Annotated in this window: 16 protein-coding genes; 6 read left to right on the top strand and 10 right to left on the bottom strand. The window is 71.1% G+C overall.

Features of this window, described 5'->3' with window-relative positions; all coding sequences use genetic code 11:
* The first annotated feature begins 450 nt into the window (after positions 1 to 450).
* From ACKTSN_RS28470 to ACKTSN_RS28460, 3 genes are all read left to right on the top strand, one after another.
* Positions 451 to 1,947 carry an oligopeptide:H+ symporter gene (locus tag ACKTSN_RS28470; protein ID WP_409471714.1) on the top strand — a complete coding sequence of 499 codons (1,497 nt, stop codon included), beginning with the start codon at positions 451 to 453 and terminating at the stop codon, positions 1,945 to 1,947.
* 97 nt (positions 1,948 to 2,044) lie between these two features.
* The gene (locus tag ACKTSN_RS28465; protein ID WP_409471713.1) at positions 2,045 to 2,308 is read left to right on the top strand and encodes a hypothetical protein; all 264 of its coding nucleotides are present in this window, start codon (positions 2,045 to 2,047) and stop codon (positions 2,306 to 2,308) included.
* On the top strand, positions 2,305 to 2,676 hold the full coding sequence (locus ACKTSN_RS28460; protein WP_409471712.1) for a hypothetical protein: 372 nt from the start codon (positions 2,305 to 2,307) through the stop codon (positions 2,674 to 2,676). Before ACKTSN_RS28465 ends, ACKTSN_RS28460 begins: the two co-directional genes overlap by 4 nt.
* Before the next feature lie 57 nt (positions 2,677 to 2,733).
* Here the strand turns inward: ACKTSN_RS28460 and ACKTSN_RS28455 are convergent, their stop codons facing one another.
* The 6 genes from ACKTSN_RS28455 to ACKTSN_RS28430 all read right to left on the bottom strand — a co-directional run bounded on the left by ACKTSN_RS28455 (position 2,734) and on the right by ACKTSN_RS28430 (position 8,111).
* Positions 2,734 to 4,053 carry a hypothetical protein gene (locus tag ACKTSN_RS28455; RefSeq protein ID WP_409471711.1) on the bottom strand — a complete coding sequence of 440 codons (1,320 nt, stop codon included), beginning with the start codon at positions 4,051 to 4,053 and terminating at the stop codon, positions 2,734 to 2,736.
* 80 nt (positions 4,054 to 4,133) lie between these two features.
* Positions 4,134 to 5,198 carry a hypothetical protein gene (locus ACKTSN_RS28450; protein WP_409471710.1) on the bottom strand — a complete coding sequence of 355 codons (1,065 nt, stop codon included), beginning with the start codon at positions 5,196 to 5,198 and terminating at the stop codon, positions 4,134 to 4,136.
* Entirely contained in the window at positions 5,198 to 6,037 is an 840-nt protein-coding gene (locus tag ACKTSN_RS28445) for a hypothetical protein (protein ID WP_409474945.1), read from the bottom strand. Before ACKTSN_RS28445 ends, ACKTSN_RS28450 begins: the two co-directional genes overlap by 1 nt.
* Before the next feature lie 64 nt (positions 6,038 to 6,101).
* Positions 6,102 to 6,791, bottom strand: coding sequence for an LPXTG cell wall anchor domain-containing protein (locus ACKTSN_RS28440; protein WP_409471709.1), 690 nt, complete (start codon positions 6,789 to 6,791; stop codon positions 6,102 to 6,104).
* Positions 6,792 to 6,948: 157 nt separating this feature from the next.
* Positions 6,949 to 7,470: an ATP-binding protein gene (locus tag ACKTSN_RS28435; RefSeq protein ID WP_409471708.1), complete on the bottom strand. Its 522-nt coding sequence runs from the start codon at positions 7,468 to 7,470 to the stop codon at positions 6,949 to 6,951.
* 257 nt (positions 7,471 to 7,727) lie between these two features.
* The gene (locus ACKTSN_RS28430) at positions 7,728 to 8,111 is read right to left on the bottom strand and encodes an STAS domain-containing protein (protein WP_409471707.1); all 384 of its coding nucleotides are present in this window, start codon (positions 8,109 to 8,111) and stop codon (positions 7,728 to 7,730) included.
* 249 nt (positions 8,112 to 8,360) lie between these two features.
* On the opposite strand from ACKTSN_RS28430, the gene ACKTSN_RS28425 reads away from it, so the two are divergent.
* The 3 genes from ACKTSN_RS28425 (at position 8,361) to ACKTSN_RS28415 (ending at position 11,694) form a co-directional block, all read left to right on the top strand.
* Positions 8,361 to 9,308: an RNA polymerase sigma factor SigF gene (locus tag ACKTSN_RS28425; RefSeq protein WP_409471706.1), complete on the top strand. Its 948-nt coding sequence runs from the start codon at positions 8,361 to 8,363 to the stop codon at positions 9,306 to 9,308.
* A gap of 197 nt (positions 9,309 to 9,505) precedes the next feature.
* The gene (locus ACKTSN_RS28420; protein ID WP_409471705.1) at positions 9,506 to 11,029 is read left to right on the top strand and encodes an RICIN domain-containing protein; all 1,524 of its coding nucleotides are present in this window, start codon (positions 9,506 to 9,508) and stop codon (positions 11,027 to 11,029) included.
* A gap of 53 nt (positions 11,030 to 11,082) precedes the next feature.
* Positions 11,083 to 11,694, top strand: coding sequence for an EamA family transporter (locus ACKTSN_RS28415; RefSeq protein WP_409471704.1), 612 nt, complete (start codon positions 11,083 to 11,085; stop codon positions 11,692 to 11,694).
* 17 nt (positions 11,695 to 11,711) lie between these two features.
* Here ACKTSN_RS28415 and hutI read toward each other — a convergent pair whose 3' ends face one another.
* The 4 genes from hutI to hutU all read right to left on the bottom strand — a co-directional run bounded on the left by hutI (position 11,712) and on the right by hutU (position 17,462).
* Positions 11,712 to 13,043 carry an imidazolonepropionase gene (gene hutI, locus ACKTSN_RS28410; protein ID WP_409471703.1) on the bottom strand — a complete coding sequence of 444 codons (1,332 nt, stop codon included), beginning with the start codon at positions 13,041 to 13,043 and terminating at the stop codon, positions 11,712 to 11,714.
* Positions 13,040 to 14,380 (bottom strand): formimidoylglutamate deiminase, encoded by a 1,341-nt coding sequence (locus ACKTSN_RS28405; RefSeq protein WP_409471702.1) that lies wholly within the window; start codon positions 14,378 to 14,380, stop codon positions 13,040 to 13,042. The genes hutI and ACKTSN_RS28405 overlap by 4 nt, the downstream gene beginning before the upstream one ends.
* Complete coding sequence (locus ACKTSN_RS28400) at positions 14,377 to 15,618, bottom strand: allantoate amidohydrolase (protein ID WP_409471701.1); 1,242 nt, start codon at positions 15,616 to 15,618, stop codon at positions 14,377 to 14,379. The genes ACKTSN_RS28405 and ACKTSN_RS28400 overlap by 4 nt, the downstream gene beginning before the upstream one ends.
* Positions 15,619 to 15,797: 179 nt before the next feature.
* Positions 15,798 to 17,462, bottom strand: a complete 1,665-nt coding sequence (hutU, locus tag ACKTSN_RS28395) for a urocanate hydratase (protein WP_409471700.1) — start codon at positions 17,460 to 17,462, stop codon at positions 15,798 to 15,800.
* Positions 17,463 to 17,537 lie beyond the last annotated feature (75 nt).

The following is a 17,537-nucleotide window of genomic DNA, read 5'->3' as shown; positions in this document are numbered from 1 at the left end:
TGGTAGTCCGCCCCTGACAAGTGCCGGAGGCCGATCGCAGGGCTCGGATTCCTACCCTCGGGTGTGCTGGTACGAACCTATGGCTGAGGGGTGCGATCCCGGGAAGGACCTTCGAATGGGTGTCTACGGTTCCCCCGACACCTGTGATCCGTCTCTCAAGTCCTTCCATATCTGGCAGTGTCATGACGTATGGTGATGGAACGCCTGCATCACCCGGGACCTTCAGCGAAGTGACGCTGAAGGTCTGTTTTTGTGTGAGGAATGACCTGTGGCCGGGCCTTGCGCGCACCACGCGCGGGGCGTGGATCCCGGTGGGCGCCGTCCACCGCTCCGTGATCCGGAGCGGACTCCCCGGGGGCGTGGGGTGGCCGGCCGAACCCGCCGGCGCCGGCCGTCCCCCACCGGGCGCGTATCGCTCTTGGAACGCGTCCCGACCAGCAAGGATCGACCATGGCGTCCAGCCTGACGAAGGACTCGGTCTCCCCGGGCACCCCCGGCTCCGAGAAGACCTTCTTCGGCCACCCCCGCGGACTGGCCACTCTCTTCATGACCGAGATGTGGGAGCGGTTCTCCTACTACGGCATGAGGGCTCTGCTCCCGCTGTACCTCGTCGCGCCGGGCGGCCTGCACCTCGACGCGGCCACGGCCACGGCGATCTACTCGGTGTACGTGTCGCTGGTGTACCTGCTTGCGATGCCGGGCGGCTGGTTCGGTGACCGGGTCTGGGGCCCGCGCAAGACCGTGGCCGTCGCCGGTGCGGTGATCATGCTGGGCCACCTCACGCTGGCGCTGCCCGCCTCCGGAACCTTCTACGCGGGTCTCGGCCTGGTCGCGATCGGTTCGGGTCTTCTGAAGGCCAACATCTCCACGATGGTCGGCCACCTCTACGACGGCCCGGACGACCCGCGCCGCGACGGCGGCTTCACCGTCTTCTACATGGGCATCAACCTGGGTGCCTTCGCCGCGCCGCTGATCATCGGCACCATCGGTGAGAACGTCGACTGGCACCTGGGCTTCGCGCTGGCCGCCCTCGGCATGGCGCTGGGTCTGGCCCAGTTCCTGCTCGGCAGCCGCCACCTGGACGCGCACTCGAGCGTCGCCCCCAAGCCGCTGTCCGCCGACGAGAGGGCCTCGACGCTGCGCAAGGCCGCGATCTGGGCCGGTATCGCCGTCGTCTTCTACGCGATCGTCGGCTTCTCCGGCCACTACACGCTGAACTGGATCCTGGTCCCGCTGACCCTGCTCGGTGTGATCATCCCGGTCATGGTGCTGACCCGGATCAAGCGCGACAAGGAGCTGGACCGCGCCGAGCAGTCGAAGATGTCCGCGTACATCTGGTTCTTCGTCGCCGCGGCCATCTTCTGGATGATCTACGACCAGGGCGGCTCGACCCTGTCGATCTTCGCCGAGTCGTCGGCCGACAACAGCGTCCTCGGCTGGGAGTTCCCGGTCTCCTGGTACCAGTCGGTCAACCCGGTCCTGATCATGGCCCTGGCCCCGGTCTTCGCCTGGTTCTGGCTCGCGCTGAACCGGCGCGGCAAGGAGCCGAGCACGATCGTGAAGTTCGCCTCGGGTCTGGTTCTGGTCGGTGCGTCCTTCTTCCTCTTCCTTGCCCCGCTGTCGATCGCCGAGGGTGGTCACAAGGCGGCCGCGATGTGGCTCGTGGCGATCTACTTCACGCAGACCGTCGGTGAGCTGCTGCTCTCCCCGGTGGGCCTGTCGGTCACCACGAAGATGGCGCCCGCCAAGTACGCCTCCCAGATGATGGGCGTCTGGTTCCTGGCCGTCACCGCCGGTGACGCCACGACCGGCCTGCTCTCCATCGCCGGCGTCGACCTCAACAAGACGGGCATCGTGGCCCTCGAGGCCGGGCTCGCCGTGGTCGCCGGTGTGGCGGTCTGGATGTACCGCAACAGGGTGAAGGAGCTCATGGGCGACGTTCGCTGAGCCCTGAAACAACCGACGGAGGGCGGCCGCGCCGGATGGTGCGGCCGCCCTTCGGCGTTGCTACAGCCCGCCTGGTATTCAGTTGTATTCTTCATGTATGGCCGACACCACCATCAAGATCAGTGAGTCGATAAGGGATCGTCTGCGCACCCTCGCCGAGGAACGCGGCCTCAGTACGCGTGCCTATGTGGAACGCGTGGTCGCCGCGACGCCCACGGAGACGGAGCGAGCGGAGCGTACAGCTCGAGCGATCGCCTACGTCCAGGCCAACCTGCGCACGGACTTCACCGAGGACGACGTACGCGAGGCGCAGGAATGGCGCGCCGCCATTGCGGCCCGGCAGCTGGGGGAACGCCGGTGATCATCCTGGACCATACGGCGGTCCTCGCCCTGTGCCGCGGCCACCGGTTGCTCTCGGGTCTGGCCGTCGTCGAGGTCGACGAGCCGCACCAGCGCGCACACGTCCCGGCGTTGTGCTTGGTGGCAGCGAGTCTGGAACGCCCCGGGGTGGCGGCGCACATCGGTGCGCTCCCCGGCCTCGAGTTCCTGCCGCTCGACTTCTCCGGCGCCGCCGCCGTCGAGCAGGCTGTGGCCACCGGACTGGACTGGACATACGGGCACGCCGTCTACGCAGCGGCTGCCGGTGCGACCGAAGGACAGGTACTGACCGCCACGCCTGAGGCCTACGACGGTACGGGAGTGTGGGCCGTCGACATCGGCAAACCCTGAACGGACCGGCCGCGGAACACTGAGGTGGGCGCCTCGCGAGAAGGCGCCCACTCGGCGCTACCGCACCCGCCGTCGCGGCAGGAACGTGAGGAACGCGCCGCCCAGCAGGATCACCGTCCCCGCCACCAGCCCCAGCGCCTTCAGGCCGCCGTTGTCCTCCGCGCCCGTCTCCGCGAGGCCGCCGTCGGGAGACGTGCCGCTCGATGTGCCGCCGGACGCCGAACCGCCGCCCGAGGCGCCACCCTCCTGTTCGGTGGTGTCCAGGGTCAGTGAGACCTCGGTCTTCGCCGGTGTGCACGTCGTGGTCGTGCCCAGCGCCTCGATCGTCAGGACACCCGGCGACAGGGTCGACTCACCGCTCGCGCCCGGCTTGTAGGTGCCGGTGAGGTCGGGGATCTCGATCGGGTCGCCCGCCTTGATGTCCTCGGCGTTGGTGGGGCCCTCCACATGGACCGTGCCGGTGTCGGCACCGCCCAGGACCACCTCCATCGACGGCTTGACGGAGTCCTTCGGGATGTCGGCAGGGCTGTCCATCACCGACTTCTTGAACTGCACGGTGAGGTCGAAACTCCCGCCGTTCTTCTTCGCGTTGATCTGCACCGGCGAGGTCGCGTTCTTGTCGCCGATCGGTGTCTTGCACTCGTACGGGACCTGGACCTCCTTGCCGGTGAAGTCGGTCTGGCCGCCGCCTCCGCCGCCCGTGCCCGAAGAACCGCCCCCACCGGAGTCCGAGCCCGTCTCGCTCTCGCTGGGCGTCGACGTCGGCGTCGGGCTCGACGACCCCGTCGGCAGACCGGTCGGCACGCTCGTCGGCAGCGTCGGGACGACCGTCGGCAGGCCTCCCGTCGTACCGCCCGAAGTCCCGCCCCCGTCCGTCACCTTGATGGTCGCCGCCGGCTTCACCGTCTCCTTCGGGGAGCACTTGGTGTCCGTCGAGATCGGCTTGTTGACGTTGATGTTGTACGCGTCCGGGGTCAGGGACACCTCGCCCGGCGCCGTCAGCTTCAGCTTGCCCTTCATGTCGGACAGCTTCATGTCGCTGTTCTTGGGGATCGGCGGGTTCTGCCGGGGCCCCTCCATGGCGACATCGGCCGTCTGCGCGCCGGCCGCCTTCAGCGTGCCGGTCGGCTGGACCGTGTCCTTCTCCAGGTCGAGGATGTCGGGGTTCTTGGACGCCGCCTGGACGAACTTCCAGACGATCTCCACCTCGTCCCCGACCTTCGCCTCCGCGGGGGCGGTGATCTCCACCTTCGTCGTCCCCTGGACCGGCGGCAGCCCGGAGATCGAGGGCGGGATGCACTCGGTCGCGTACGACACCTCCGCGGCCTGCGCGGGCCCGGCGGCCACGCCGAGCAGGACACCCGCGCCGCCGAGCATCAGGGCGACGCCCGCCGCTGACGTTCTGCTTCCGCGAGGACGACCACGTCGGCCGACCGGTGTGACTCTCCTTCTCTCGCTCACGTGGTTCCCTTCCTGGAGGGAGTCGTAGGACTCGTCGGGCTGTCGTCGTGCGGTGCGGAGAGCCGACCGGCCGTGCCCGGATCGGCGTCCGGGGTGAACCACGGCAGGGTCGAAGCCGATGCGGGCGCCTGCTCGCGCGAGGTCAACCGCGGCAGGCGCAAGGTGAGTTCGGGCGGTCGCAGGCCCCGGTGGCGGGTGCCGCCCGGCCGGGGCGGGCGGACCCGGTCCACCACGGCCATCCCGATACGGAAGACCGCGGCCGGTACGACCAGGCACACCAGGACCCGGAACAGGGTCACGCCCCACGGCCGGCCCACGCCCCAGGGCTGCTCGGCGAGCACCTTGCCGCCGTACTTCAGCGAGACGGTGTAGTCGCCGTGCGCCCCGGCCGCCAGCTCCACCGGCAGCCTGATCCGTGCCTTGCGGCCGGGCTCGATGGTGCCCCGCCACTGCTGCTCCTCCCACTGCGGCGCGAACACACCGTGCGAGGTGCCGACCTGGAAGACCGGGTTCTTGATCGCCGAGGTGCCGACGTTGCCGACGGTGAAGACGAGGGTGCGGGCGGGGGGCGCCCCGAACCAGGTGAGCAGCCCGCTGGAGCCGTCCAGCCGGGTGTCGTTGAGCACCGACAGCCGGCCGCCGGCCGGTTCCGCGGGCAGCGGTTCGACGGCGTGCCCGGCGACCTGGAAGATCGCGTCGGCCTGCGCCTTCGCCCCGGTCACGGTGGCGACGTGCACCACGCACGGGCACGGCACCGGCGGCTCGGCGACCGGCAGCTCCTTGCGGAAGCGGCCCTCGGCGTCGGTGGTGACGGCCCGGCCGTCGGCGTTGGCGCAGGAGTTGGTGCCGCCGATCACGCCCCTGGACGGCACCGACTGCCCGCAGATCAGGATCATCAGCAGCGCCCGCTCCCGCCATCCGCTGCCGGTCACGGTGACCGAACCGCCGGTTCCCGCCTGGGACTTGGACAGCTTCACGGTGGGCCCGTCGGCGGCAGCGGCCGGCGTGAGGGGCACGAGGAGCAGCGCAAGTGCCGCGATCAGCACAGGGATCCGCGTCATCACCGCATCGCTCCCGTCAACTCGGCTTGTTCCCACCGGAGTTCCGGCTCGCTCTCGGTCGTACGGCGCCTTCGACGTCGTACGACCGCCCCGGCCGCCGCTACGACGATCAGCGCACCGACCCCTGCCACCCCGCCCCACGGCACGAACCGCGCCGACGCCTGCGCCGTGTCGCGCGCCCCGCCCGCCGCGGTCACCGTCAGCCGGACGTCGACCGCGTCCAGGGCGGGCCGGTCGGGCCACGGTTCGTCGAGCCGCACCCGGTGGCCGGGCGGCAGCTGGAGCGGCAGGGTGCGCGAGGACCGGTCGAGAACGGTGCCGAGGACGCCGTCGGCGTGCACGGCGAGGGTCGGTACGAGGACCGTCGTACCCCGGTTGACCAGGTCGTACGTGATGCGGTCACCGTCCACGACCACATGCTCGACGGTCAGCGCGGACAGCGTCGGACCGCCGGTGCGCAGCCGCAGGGAGACGGACCGGGAGCGGCCGTCGGCGTCGCGTACGACGATCGTGCCCGCGCGGTCCCCCGGCACGGCCCCCTCGGGAACGGTCACGGTGAACGGGATGTCGGCGCGGGTGCGGGCGGGCACGCGCACCTCGGCGTCGGCGAAGGTGACCGGGACGCCGGTGCCGCGCAGCCGTACGGTGACCGGGTGCCCGGCACGGTTGGTCACGGACACCGTGTCCTGCAGGGCGGTTCCGGGCGTGCCCTCGGCGTAGAAGGACGGGCGTCCGCCGCCGGCGGGCGCGACGGACCAGCCGTCGGCAGCGGTCGCCGTCGGGGCGGCGCACAGCAGGGCGAGGAGGGACAGGCACACGACACGGGCGGCGTACGACATCGGCGGCTCCATCAACGCCTCGTTGAGAAGCGGCGGCGGGTGAGGGGCGGGCATACCGGCACGGTCAGCGGCGGACGCGTACCGCCTGGTTCCGGCGTGTCAGCCACAGCGCGCCCGCCGCGCCCGCGAGCAGGACCGTTCCACCGAGCGTGCCGAGGGCGATCGCGGAGTCCTCGGGGCCGGTCTGCGGGAGCTCGGCTCCGGTGTCGCTGCCGCTCTGGGTGCCGGTCGAGCCACCGCCGACCGCCGCCGTGACGTCGAGGGTCAGGGACGGTCCGGGATCGTTGCTGGGCGTGCAGGTGGTGGTCGTACCGAGGGCCTTGATGGTGAGTACGCCCGCCGTGAAGGTGACCTTGCCCGTCTTCTTCGGGGTGTAGGTGCCGGACAGGTCGTTGATCTTGATCGGGGTGTCGGCGGGGATCGCTTCCTGGTTGGCGGGGCCGGTGACCTTCATCGTGCCGCTGTCGGCGCCGCCGAGTTCGATGGTGGCGCTCGGGTTCATCGCGCCCTTGCCGAGTTCGACGGGGCTGGAGGAGACGCCCTTCTGCCAGGACATGGTGATCTTGTAGCCGCTGCCGCTCTTGACGCCCTTGATGTCGATCGGCGATACGGCACTCTTGTCGCCGATCGGCGTCTTGCACTGGTAGTTGACGTCGACGACCTCGGCGTGGGCCGTCGAGGCGGCGAGCAGCACCGCCGAGCCGGCCAGGGCCGCGGCGGACGCGAGCGCGGCGGTTCGTTTCCGGTACGACATCGTCCCCTCATTCCTGACGGCACATCAGATCGGCCGTCAAGGTACGCCGGGGGAGTTGAGGAGGGAAGACGCGGAGCACGCCGGAGTTGTGACGATCCGGCGTGCGTGTGGTGACGTACGAAGAGGGGTTCGAACCTCGGGTAACCCCAGGCGGGCGTTACGCGGGCGCTCCGAGTTCGGCCCACACCGTCTTGCCCGCGACGCCGGGCGTGCGCACGACCCCCCAGTCCAGGCACAGGCGCTGGACGATGAACATGCCGTGGCCGCCCGGGCGGCCGGCGCGGTGCGGGGTGCGCGGGGCCGGCTGGCCGGCGCCGCGGTCGGAGACCTCGATGCGCATCACCTTGTTGTCACAGGCGATCCACAGCTCGTCCGGCCCTTCCGCGTGCAGACAGGCGTTGGTGACCAGCTCGGAGACGACAAGCAGCACGTCCTCGGCGGCGGCCCGCTGGTCCGCGGTGGCGGCCGGCAGCCAGCCCCACGCGTACAGCGCCTGGCGGGCGAAGTCGCGGGCGAGCGGGACGACGCCGCTCGCGCCGTCGAAGCTCAGCCTGCGGGCCTGACGCGCCGCCGACGACACGGACGCCCCGGTCCCTGACGCGCCCCCCTCGGACGCCCCGGAAGCGCCGCTGGGCTCCGGGCCGCGGTCGCCCGGCGAGTAGGGCCGGGTGGTGCTCATCAGCGCTTCACCTCACCGATTCACCAGTTCACGTTTCAAGAGTGCTTTCCGAACACGCGGTGTGCTCAGTGTTCGATACTCAGTGTGGGTCACGCGGTCGACACGGGTACACACGGCCCGTACACCGCACGCAGGAAAGTGACCGGTTCGGCCGGTCCGCCGTGCAACCCCCGTCATGATTGCCGCCGACATGTTCAGGATGTCTCCTGCCCGGCCCGACCGGCGGGACACCCCCTTGTTCGGCACGACCGGCGCGCTCAGTCGGACTCGCCCTCACCGACCAGGGCTGCCTCGACCGAATCGTGGACGGTGAAGACCGCCTCGGCTCCGGTGATCTCGAAGACGCGGGCCACCACGGGCTGCATGCCCGCCAGGTGCACCCCGCCCCCGGCGGCCTCGGCCTTGAGCCGGGCGCCCAGCAGCACGTTGAGCCCGGTGGAGTCGCAGAACTCCAGCCGGGAACAGTCGACGACAAGTCGACTGAAACCCTTGGCGAGGCATTCCTCGAGTGGTTCACGCAACAGATCGGCGGTGTGGTGATCCAACTCACCCGCCGGAGTCACGACGGCGCTGGGGCCCTCTTCCCGCACCTCCACCAGAAGCCGGCCCGACTGTGCGCTGCCGACCGTCCCGTGGTCCATGCCGTCTCTCTCCCGAGGTCGTGGCTGCTGACGTTTGCCCTCGAACATTACGCCTTCCCTTCGCCCTTCGACAGCCGAACATCCGCCCAGAAACGGACATTTTCACACAGAACGGACTTGCGATCGGCTCAGGAAAGCGGGTAGGGCTAGTAGAGACACGTAACCGACACGGCCGGCTTTGGAGGCGCCGCACACCGCAGTGCACGTACTGGCTTCGGCAGCCATATGCCGAGAACGATGGAGGACATCATGTCACCCCGGCTCGACGCATCGCACACCCGGACGGCGACGTCGACACCCCCTCCGGAACATCTGGATCCCATCGAGCGTAACGGCGATCACACCGACACACTCGCCGTCAGGGACGACGTACTCGCCCTGCAGGACGACGTACTCGCCGGACTTCCGGAGATCCCCCCGTACGACGAGGTCGGCCCCGTCGATGCACGGGCCCTGTCCAAGACCCTCTTCGAGCGGCTGGAATCCCTCGAGGAAGGCACGCACGAGTACTCGTACGTCCGCAACACGCTCGTCGAACTCAACCTCGCCCTGGTCAAGTTCGCCGCCTCCCGGTTCCGCTCCCGCAGCGAACCGATGGAGGACATCATCCAGGTCGGCACGATCGGCCTGATCAAGGCGATCGACCGCTTCGAACTCAGCCGCGGCGTCGAGTTCCCGACCTTCGCGATGCCCACCATCGTCGGCGAGATCAAGCGCTTCTTCCGCGACACCTCGTGGTCGGTGCGCGTGCCGCGCCGGTTGCAGGAACTCCGCCTCGACCTGGCCAAGGCCGGTGACGAACTGGCCCAGCAGCTGGACCGCGCCCCCACGGTGGGAGAACTGGCCGAGCGCCTGGGCATCTCCCACGACGAGGTCGTCGAGGGCATGGCCGCGTCGAACGCGTACACCGCCTCGTCGCTGGACGCCCAGCCCGAGGAGGACGACAGCGAGGGTGCGCTCGCGGACCGGATCGGCTACGAGGACCACGGGCTCGAAGGCATCGAGTACGTCGAGTCGTTGAAGCCGCTGATCGCCGAACTCCCGCACCGGGACCGGAAGATCCTCTCCCTCCGCTTCGTCGCCAACATGACCCAGTCCGAGATCGGCGACGAACTCGGTATCTCGCAGATGCACGTGTCGCGGCTGCTGTCGCGCACGCTGGGGCGACTGCGCAAGGCGCTGACGGTCGAGGAGTGACGACCGTCCCGCAGTAACGGCTCGTCGTCCGGCGCCTTCCCGGGGCGCCGGACGAGCCATGCCCGGAAACCTCTCGGTTACCGGGTTGTTGGCGGAAAGACCTCCCCACGGGCCGCCTTCCACCACTATGGTCACCCGCAAACTGGCCGGTACGTCAGGGATCTTGACATGCCACGGGGTCACGAGGAGGCGGGTGGATGGCTCGGGCCGACGGGACCGGCAGGGATGCCGGAGCCGCACCGCACTCCGGCGCGTCCGACGCACGGCTGACGGAACTGCTGCGCGCCGACACCGCCACCGCGTATCCGGCCCTCCAGGAACTGCGCGCCCGCCACCGCGCATCGGTCCTCGCCTACGCCCGGCTGTGCACGACGAGCGAGTCCACCGCCCGGCAGCTCGCGGCGCAGGCCTTCACGCTCGCGGCCCGCGAGACGGCCCGCGGCACCGACCCCGCCGCGCCGTTGCGGCACCACCTCCTGCTGCTCACTGTGCGGGTGGCCACGGAGTGGGCCGCGGACGAACGGTCCGTCGGTCTCGACGCGGGTCTGCTGCTGGTCCTGAACACGGCAGGCCCGATCGGCCCCGTCCCGCCCATGCTCGCGGCGTACCAGTCCCTGCCGTCCCGCACCCAGGGACAGCTCTGGTACGCGGTGGTGGAGCAGGAACCCGACGAGCGCACGGCCGCACTGCTCGACCGCACCCGCGAGGACGTGACATACGGCACAGAACAGGCCCTCCAGGCGTTGGGCCGGGCCTGTCTGACGTCCCGGCTCGCGGCCTCCGACGACCCGCGCTGCCGGGACTTCCGTCGGCTCATCGAGGAGTCGGTACGGCCCGACGGCCCACGCCACAGCCCCGACCTGGACGCCCACATGGCGCGCTGCGTGCACTGCGCCACGGCGTACGAGGAGCTGACCGCCCTGCGCGACTCCCCGCGCACCGCGCTGGCCGAGGGGCTGCTGCCGTGGGCGGGCACGGCGTACGTCACACGCGACGGCGAGCCGGGCGTCACCTTCCGTGTCCGGCAACGGAATCGGCCGCCGTACCGCCGCCTCGCGCTGACCTCCGCGGTACTCGGCGCGGCCCTGGTGCCGCTGCTGGTCGTCCTGCTCGCACCGGGCGAGACCGCCTCCCAGGACAGGACCGACCCCGGCCCCATCACCACGCCGGTGGCCCCGCCCCCCGTGACGGTCACGGCGACGGTGTCGGCAAGCCCGCCGACACCCACCACGAAGTCCCCGTCACCGACGAGGAGTTCGGCCCCGCCGCACACTCCGAGCCCGAAGCCCTCCCCGACGCCTCCGCCGACACATCCGCCGAGCGGCTCCTACGCCCAGGTCGTGAACGTCGCCTCCGGGCTGTGCCTGGACATCCGCGACGGGGTGATGGAGAAGGGCACGGATGTCGTCACGGCGCCGTGCGGGGCGTCCCCTACGCAGCGGTGGCGGGTCGACGCGGTACGGGGTGTCGTCCAGTCGTCCGCCGACCCCGACTACTGCCTGGACAGCCGCGGCTCCACCGACAAGGGCGTGGGCATCTGGGAGTGCGCGTCGGTCGACGGGAGCAACGGGCAGAACCTGAAGTTCGCGGTGGGCGGTGACGGGGTGATCCGTCCGGCGGTCGCGGTCGAGACGGCGGTGACACCGGACGGGGACGGCGGTCTGGCGCTGCTGCCGGTGAACGGGGGAAGCGGGCAGCGGTGGCGGGCGGGCGCGCCGTGAACTGACCGGGCTCCAGCTACCTCGCCGCCAAGGAAGTCACCACGGCGCAGACCGTGCTGACCGTGCTGGTGCTGCGGTTCGCCGTGGCGCTGCCCGTTCTCGTGGTGGCGGCGGCTGCGGCGCTGAGCGCCGTTCAGACACGCGGCGCGGGGGTGCTGGGCGGCGTGCTCTTCGCGCTGCCGGGGACGGGTGCGTCGCCGTGGACGGCCGCGGCGGACCTCGGTGTCGGGGACTGGCTGGGGCTGCTGTACCTGTCCGCGTTCTGCACGCTGTTCGCGTTCTTCGTGCGGATGTGGGCGGTCCGGCGCACCTCGCCGTCCCGGGTCAGCCTGCTGCTCGGCACGGAGCCGGTGTGGGCGGCGGCCGCGGGCATCGCCCTGGCCGGGGACCGGCCGGGGTCGCTGGGGCCGGTGGGCGCGGTGCTGGTCCTCGTGGGCACGGCCTGGGGGCGGGCGGTGGCCGATCGGGGGCAGGCGGCGGAGGCTCCTGTACCGGTGGCTTCTGCGCCGGCTGCCGGGGCCCCTCCCGCAGGGTGTACCGAGTCCGGGGAAGCCGCCGAGTCCGCGAGGGCTGGGGCCCCTGCACCCTGGTCGGCGTCGTGCGCCGCGCACTGCTCGGCGCGGATGGTGGCGTGCTCGGCGACGGCCGGCGCGTGTCGCGCCTGACGCCGGGCGCAGGTCCCTCAGACCAGCCGCTCGCCCCGCCGCCACACGCCGGTGACCAGGGGCACGCCGGGCCGGTAGGCCAGGTGCACATGGCTCGGCGCGTCGAGGAGGACGAGGTCGGCGCGGGCGCCCGGGGTGAGGCGGCCGATGTCGTCGCGGCGGAGGGCTGCCGCGCCGCCCGCCGTGGCCGACCAGACCGCCTCGTCCGGCGTCATCCCCATGTCCCGTACCGCGAGCGCGATGCAGAAGGGGACGGAGGAGGTGAACGACGAGCCCGGGTTGCAGTCGGTGGAGAGGGCGACGGTGACGCCCGCGTCGAGGAGGCGGCGGGCGTTCGGCCACTCGGCGCGGGTGGAGAACTCGGCGCCGGGGAGGAGGGTGGCGACCGTGTTGCCGTTCGCGAGGGCGTCCACGTCCGCGTCCGTCAGGTGGGTGCAGTGGTCGGCGCTGGCGGCGTCCAGTTCGACGGCGAGCTGGACTCCGGGGCCGTACGACAGCTGGTTGGCGTGGATACGGGGGTGCAGGCCCTTCGCCTTGCCCGCGGTGAGGATCGCGCGGGCCTGGTCGCCGTCGAAGGCGCCCCTCTCGCAGAAGACGTCGATCCAACGGGCGTACGGGGCACAGGCGTCGAGCATCTCGCCGGTGACCAGGGCGACATAGGCGGCGGGGTCGTCGGCGTAGTCCGGGGAGACGATGTGGGCGCCGAGGTAGGTGACCTCGTCGGTGTGGGCGGCGGCGATGCGCAGGGCACGGGACTCGTCCTCGACGGTCAGGCCGTAGCCGGACTTCGTCTCGAACGTGGTGGTGCCCTGGCGGAGGGCCTCGCGCAGGTAACGGGTGAGGTTGGCTTCGAGTTCCTCGTCGCTCGCGGCCCGGGTGGCGGCGACCGTCGTACGGATGCCGCCCGCGCTGTACGGCCGCCCCGACATCCGGGCGTTGAACTCCTGCGTCCGGTCGCCCGCGAATACGAGGTGGGAGTGGGAGTCGACGAAGCCGGGGATGACCGCCCGGCCACCTGCGTCGACCCGATTGTCAGTGGCGGGTGCTTTGCTTTGATCACCGGTCCACGCGATGCGGTCGCCTTCGATGACGACGGCCGCGTCCTGGATCAGTCCGAGGGGGGATCTTCCCCCACTCTCGAATTTGCTCGAGCGGGGGGACCCCCATCCGAGGGAGGGGTCGTTGGTGACCAGGGCGGCGATGTTGGTGATGAGCGTGCTTGCGGTGCTCGCGGAGTGGGCGGGGCTGACGGTCGTCGCGTTGCTCATGGCGTCCTTGTTGGCCTGGTCGGCGGTGGGGTCGGGTTCGGGGGCGGAGGCGGGCCGCGCGGGTGGGCGGCCCGGGGTCATCCGCGCAGGGCTTCGACGGCGTCCGCGAGGGCTTTCGGCACATCCGGTACGAGGGTGTGAACCCCGTCCCGTACGACGTGCCGACCGCCCACGACCATATGCGACACGTCTGCTGCCGACGCAGCGAATACGGCCGTCTCGGCCCCGAGCCGCGGAAGCGGCCCTGCTGTCCTGACCGAGTCGAGCGCGATCGTCGCGAAGTCGGCGCGTGCGCCCGGCTCCAGGGTGCCCACGTCGTCCCAGCCGAGGGCCGCGTGGCCGTCGGCCGAGGCCGCCCGCAGAAGGGCCGCCGCCGTCCAGTGACCTCGCGTACGGGTGCGCAGCCGCTCGTTCAGCTCCATCGCGCGCGCCTCTTCCAGCAGGTCGATCACGGCGTGACTGTCGGAGCCGAGGGAGAGCGGGGAGCCTTCGTTCTGCAGGGCGACGGCCGGTCCGATGCCGTCCGCGAGGTCCCGCTCGGTCGTCGGGCACATACAGGTGCCGGTGCCGCTGCCACCGATGAGGGAGATGTCCTCGGCGGTGAGGTGGGTGTTGTGGACGCCGGTGGTGCGCGGCCCGAGCACGCCGTGCAGGGCGAGGAGCTGCGTCGGGGTGCAGCCGTGGACTTCCAGGCACGCCTCGTTCTCGGCGGTCTGCTCGGACAGGTGCACATGGAGCGGGGCCCGCCGCTCCTCGGCCCACCGCGCCACGGTCGCCAACTGGTCGGCGGGCACGGCCCGTACGGAGTGAATCGCCGCCCCGATCCGCGCGTGATCCCGTTCCTTGAGAACTGAACAGCGTTCCGCCCAGGCTTCCGCGCTGCCGTCGGAGAAGCGGAGCTGGTGGGTGTTGGGGGGCTGTCCGAAGCCGGAGGACAGGTAGGCGGTGTCGAGGAGGGTGATACGGATGCCGGCTTCGGCGGCGGCCGCGATCAGGGCCTCGCCCATGGCGTTGGGGTCGGCGTACGGGGCGCCACCCGGGGCGTGGTGGACGTAGTGGAACTCGCCGACCGCGGTGATCCCCGCCAGTGCCATCTCGGCGTACACGGCGCGGGCGAGGGCGTGGTAGGTCTCCGGGGTCAGCCTGTCGGCGAACGAGTACATGACCTCGCGCCAGGTCCAGAAGGTCCCGGAGCCGACCTGGACGGTGCCGCGCAGGGCGCGGTGGAAGGCGTGCGAGTGCGCGTTCGCCAGGCCGGGGAGCGTCAGCCCGCGGAGGATCTCGGCGCCGGGGGGTGGGGTGGGGACGTCGGTGCGGAGGGCGGTGATACGGCCGTCGTCCGTGTCCACGGCCACGCCCGGCTCAACGTGCGTGCCGAGCCAGGCGTGCTCCAGCCAGTACGTCTGCGTCTGCGTCACGTGCAGGCCAGCCCTTCCAGTACGTCGGCGAGTGCGGTCACCCCGGCCACGCAGTCGTCCTCGGCCGCGAACTCGGCCGGGGAGTGCGAGACGCCCGTGGGGTTGCGCACGAACAGCATGGCGGTCGGGATGCTCCCGGAGAGGATCCCGGCGTCGTGTCCGGCACCAGTACCCAGGACGGGGACCGTGAGGTCGGTGTCCTTGCCTAGGATGCGGGCCAGTTCGTCGCGCAGGGCGTGGTCGAACTCCACGACGGGCGTGAAGGACTCCCGGACGACATCGAGGTCGACGCCATGCGCGGCGGCGTACTCACGGGCGGCCTTCTCGACGCCGCCGACCACCGCGTCGAGGCTCGCCTGGTCGGCGGCGCGGGAGTCGAGCCAGCCGCGCACCAGGGAAGGGATGGCGTTGACGCCGTTGGGCTCGACGGCGATCTTGCCGAAGGTGGCGACGGCACCGGCGAGCTGCGCCTCCCGGCGGGCGGCCAGCACGGTCTCGGCGTACGACAGCATGGGGTCACGCCGGTCCACCAGCCGCGTGGTCCCCGCGTGGTTGGCCTCGCCCCGGAAGTCGAACCGCCACCGCCCGTGCGGCCAGATGGCGCTGGCGATGCCCACCCGGTCGCCGGACAGATCCAGCGCCCGCCCCTGCTCGACGTGCAGTTCGACGAAGGCACCGATGCGCGCGAGCCGCTCCGGGTCCGGTCCGATGGCACCGGGGTCGTACCCGGCGGCCTCCATGGCCTGCGGCAGCGTGACCCCGTCGCCGTCGGTCAGCCGATGCGCCTGCTCGACGGTGAGCTGCCCGGCGGTCAGCCGCGACCCGACGCAGGCGAGCCCGAAGCGTGCGCCCTCCTCGTCACCGAAGTTGACGATGGCGAGGGGCTTAGTGAACCGGGCGTTGCGGTGGCGCAGTTCGTCGAGCGCGGCGAAGGAGGACACGACCCCGAGGGGCCCGTCGAAGGCCCCGCCATCGGGCACGGAGTCCAGATGCGACCCGGTGACGACGGCGTCCCCTTGGGCGGGGTCCCCGAGCCAGGCCCACTGGTTGCCGTTCCGGTCAACTTCGTACGTCAGCCCACGCGACTCCGCCTGCGCCTTGAACCACTCCCGACACTCATCATCGGCACGGGTCCAGGCGAAGCGCCGGTAGCCGCCGGTATCGGGATGCCGACCGATGGGTCGCAACTCGCGCCACATCTCCTGGAACGAGACAGCAGTCGGTGCGGGCCGCCGCATCGGCTGTGGGCCGCCGCCACCCTCCACAGGCTGTGGGCAGTCGTTCCGCAGGGCGATGGGGGTCCCCCCGCTCGAGCGAAGCCGAGAGTGGGGGAGGGTGGGCACAGCCGGATCCGCACCCGGCGAGGAGACCTCAGCCCCCACCGGACGGTTGCCGCCCCCCGCGCCTTCCCGCTGGATCACGCGTCGTCACCCTCACGCATCGGCACCCGCACGCCCCGCTCCCCCGCCACCGACTCCGCGATGTCGTACCCGGCGTCCACATGCCGGATCACACCCATGCCCGGGTCGTTCGTCAGCACGCGCCGGATCTTCTCGCCGGCCAGTGCCGTACCGTCCGCCACCGTCACCTGCCCCGCATGGATCGACCGCCCCATGCCGACGCCGCCGCCGTGGTGAATGGACACCCAGGACGCGCCCGACGCCACGTTCACCATCGCGTTCAGCAGCGGCCAGTCGGCAATCGCGTCGGACCCGTCGAGCATCGCCTCGGTCTCCCGGTACGGGGACGCGACGGAACCGCAGTCGAGGTGGTCGCGCCCGATGACGATCGGCGCGGCCAGCTCCCCGCTCGCGACCATGTCGTTGAAGCGTTCGCCGGCCTTGTCGCGTTCGCCGTAGCCGAGCCAGCAGATACGGGCCGGGAGTCCCTGGAAGTGGACCCTCTCCCCCGCCATCTTGATCCAGCGGGCCAGGGACTCGTTCTCCGGGAAGAGCTCCAGGATCGCCTTGTCGGTCTTCGCGATGTCGGAGGCCTCACCGGACAGCGCGGCCCAGCGGAAGGGACCCTTGCCCTCGCAGAACAGCGGCCGGATGTAGGCGGGGACGAAGCCGGGGAAGGCGAACGCCCGGTCGTATCCGGCGAGCTGGGCCTCACCGCGGATGGAGTTGCCGTAGTCGAAGACCTCCGCTCCGGCGTCCATGAAGCCGACCATGGCCTCGACGTGCCGAGCCATGGACTCACGCGCGCGGGTGGTGAAACCGGCCGGGTCCTTCGCCGCGTACGACGCCATGTCGTCGAAGTCGACGCCGAGCGGCAGGTACGACAGCGGGTCGTGGGCCGAGGTCTGGTCGGTGACGATGTCGATGGGCGCGCCCTCGGCGAGCATGCGCGGCAGCAGCTCCGCCGCGTTGCCGAGCAGGCCGATGGACAGCGGGCGCCGGGCGTCACGGGCCTCGACGGCCAGTTGGAGGGCGTGCTCCAGCGAGTCGGCGCGCACGTCGAGGTACCGGTGCTCGATACGGCGCTCGATGGCCCGCGGGTCGCAGTCGATGCAGATCGCCACACCGTCGTTCATGGTCACGGCGAGCGGCTGGGCGCCGCCCATGCCGCCGAGGCCGGCGGTGAGGGTGATCGTTCCGGCGAGGGTGCCGTTGAACTTCTTCGCGGCGACGGCGGCGAAGGTCTCGTAGGTGCCCTGGAGGATGCCCTGGGTGCCGATGTAGATCCAGGAGCCGGCGGTCATCTGGCCGTACATGGTCAGGCCCAGCTGCTCCAGGCGCCGGAACTCCTCCCAGTTGGCCCAGTCGCCGACGAGGTTGGAGTTGGCGATGAGGACGCGCGGGGCCCACTCGTGGGTCTGCATGACGCCGACCGGGCGGCCGGACTGGACGAGCATCGTCTCGTCCTGCTTGAGGGTCCTCAGCGTGCGGACCATCGCGTCGAAGGAGCGCCAGTCACGCGCCGCCTTGCCGGTCCCGCCGTACACGACGAGCTTGTCGGGGTGCTCGGCGACCTCCGGGTCGAGGTTGTTCTGCAGCATCCGCAGAGCGGCCTCCTGCTGCCATCCCAGGGCGCTCGGTTCCGTACCGCGCGGCGCTCGGACAGGGCGAGGTCCTGACATGGTCTGCCTCCTGGTGGATTGCTCCCGGCGGAATGTTGCTGCGGTTATTCACATCCTGACTTTCTGAATAGAACT

Source organism: Streptomyces flavusporus (assembly GCF_046267975.1).
In the GTDB taxonomy this organism is placed as follows: domain Bacteria; phylum Actinomycetota; class Actinomycetes; order Streptomycetales; family Streptomycetaceae; genus Streptomyces; species Streptomyces flavusporus.
This window is presented reverse-complemented; position numbering and strand designations above follow the sequence as displayed.